This is a genomic window from Bacillota bacterium (assembly GCA_040754675.1).
In the GTDB taxonomy this organism is placed as follows: domain Bacteria; phylum Bacillota; class Limnochordia; order Limnochordales; family Geochordaceae; genus Geochorda.
Genome location: JBFMCJ010000673.1, coordinates 1 through 2,047 on the forward strand (window position 1 = coordinate 1; position 2,047 = coordinate 2,047).

The window sequence follows — 2,047 nt, forward strand, 5'->3', positions numbered from 1 at the left end:
CTAGCGAGGGGACGGGGACGAGCCCTCGCGGGGGCGGGGATGACCCCGCCCCTTTCTGATCAAGCCCAAAGAACGAGCCAGGGTCCGTTCGGAAATCCACGACGTTCAGGACTACCCGGCTTTTGCACGCTGGCATTTGGTTCCTGCTGTCAAGCAAACGGCCTTACCCCAGAAATCGTTGAAATTGAAGGCGGTAGGCCCTCAATGCCCCCTGGACCGCGGTTTGCACTCGCAAGTTTTCCAGGTCATGGAATCAACCTCCTCGGCAGCGTTCTGCCTCCACAACTGGTCCATCATTCCGAGGACTGAAATCGGTAGCGAAGCCGGGCGACACAGTAACAAGTCATCGCCCAAGCAGGTCCGAGTGACGAGATCAGGAATGCAGCCACAGGACCCACCTCAAACCAGGTAACCCCCGCCAAGCGTCATGCCAATCAGACTTCCCGTCTCCACGGCCGCCGAAAACTAGCATGCCGCCACTCCAGACTGCGGTCACCCAATAGCCGTACTGCGAATACGGGCGCATTTGAGCCGAGGCAGTTCCCTGCAGCGCCCACAAAACTTGCGAGGTAAACAAGAGGGAGGCTTGGAGCAAAAGGATAGATCAGCCGGGACAAACCCATTAGCATGTAGCCGACCACCGTGATTGAGAAGGCTCCCACTCTGTCTGCCAGAATCCCCGCCGGTAGTGCCCCAATGAGCAACTCTTCCCTTCCCAGGACCACCTGGACCGCTCGCCCTGCTGAAGTGGGCCGTCATGCAGAGGGGCATGGCCCTGCTCACCTGGGACGTGGGCTCGGGCAGGTCCACCTGCCCGCGAACCCTGTGCGCCGCCCTGGATCCCCTCAGGTCCCGCTGGCTCTACCTGCCCAACCCCCTGCTCCCCGCCCGGGGCCTGTACCGCCATCTCCTCCTGACCCTGGGCGTGAAGCCCCGCTGCCGCAAGTCGGACACAGTGAACCAGCTCGCCGCAACCCCGTGGTCGGTATTCGAGCAGGGCAAGACTCCGGTGGTGGTGATCGACGACCCCCACCTGCTGCCGGAGGCCACCCTGCAGGAACTGAGACTGCTCACCAACTTCGACATGGACAGCGCCTATCCCACGGTGCTTCTCCTCGAGGGCCAGACCCCCCTGCGGGACAGGCTCTGGCTCTCCTGCTACGATCACATCACCCAGCGGCTCACGGTGCGGTACCACATGCGGGGGCTCACCGCCCCAGAAACCAGGGAGTACATCGCCCACCGCCTGAAGTGGCCGGCCGCCCGTCGCCCCTCTTCGCCCCGGAGACCATCGAAGAGATCTTCCGGTTCGCCCGTGGCATCCCCAGGCGGGTCAACCACGTGTGCTCTCGTCACGAAAAAGTTATCTCAATCCGAGACAAGTCGGTCACAAAAGCGTGAGACGGCACACCTTGACCGTGGGGACTGGCTTGGGATCGGTGATATCGGGCTGCCCAGCCAGTTGCCGCTGGGCTGCGCTGCACTCAATGTTTTAAGCCTTCGAACAAAGCCACCAGATCGCGTGGCACGTCACCAGCGTTTTGGTAAGCAATATAGAGTGATCCGGATTCGTAGAAGGAGACGCGCGAGAACGGCGGTACCCCACCCGCGTGGTTTTCCGGAAGATTCCACAAGCGGCGTAGCCGATTCTCGACCAAACGCGCATACCCCTCCTTCCATTCCTGCCAGATCATGTATTCTCTGTCCGGATGGGCAAGCGCAGCAAGGACCCTCCCCACAACGAGTTCACCTATGGCCACCAGTTTGGCGAACCATACGTGCTGTCCGGACTGAACCAGCCAGCGGATGAACGCTTCGTACCAGCTGTACTTGATGAGGGATTTGGAGTCAGGCAACAGGCCAGCAGCCCTCATCCAGTAGCCACGGATGGCCTCTCCTGTCACCACCCACTTGGGGTCAACTATCTTGTGGAGCCCTGCTTCCAGCCACTGGTACCCCAACCAGAGGCGCAGCAAGAACCACACCGGGCGCCAGATCACGGAACACGTTGTGGGCCTCCTTAGGAGGGGGACAGTTTGATGCGATA

The 2,047-nt window shown here is 61.2% G+C and carries 2 protein-coding genes and 1 pseudogene; 1 reads left to right on the forward strand and 2 read right to left on the reverse strand.

All coding sequences use genetic code 11. The features are described from left to right. Positions 1–769: 769 nt before the first annotated feature. A pseudogene (locus tag AB1609_22365) lies at positions 770–1,135 on the forward strand (AAA family ATPase). A gap of 29 nt (positions 1,136–1,164) precedes the next feature. On the opposite strand, the gene AB1609_22370 reads toward AB1609_22365, so the two are convergent. Then, on the reverse strand, positions 1,165–1,356 hold the full coding sequence (locus tag AB1609_22370) for a hypothetical protein (GenBank protein ID MEW6049179.1): 192 nt from the start codon (positions 1,354–1,356) through the stop codon (positions 1,165–1,167). Positions 1,357–1,484: 128 nt separating this feature from the next. Next, the coding region (locus AB1609_22375) for a hypothetical protein (GenBank protein MEW6049180.1) at positions 1,485–2,047 on the reverse strand (563 nt) is incomplete at its 5' end.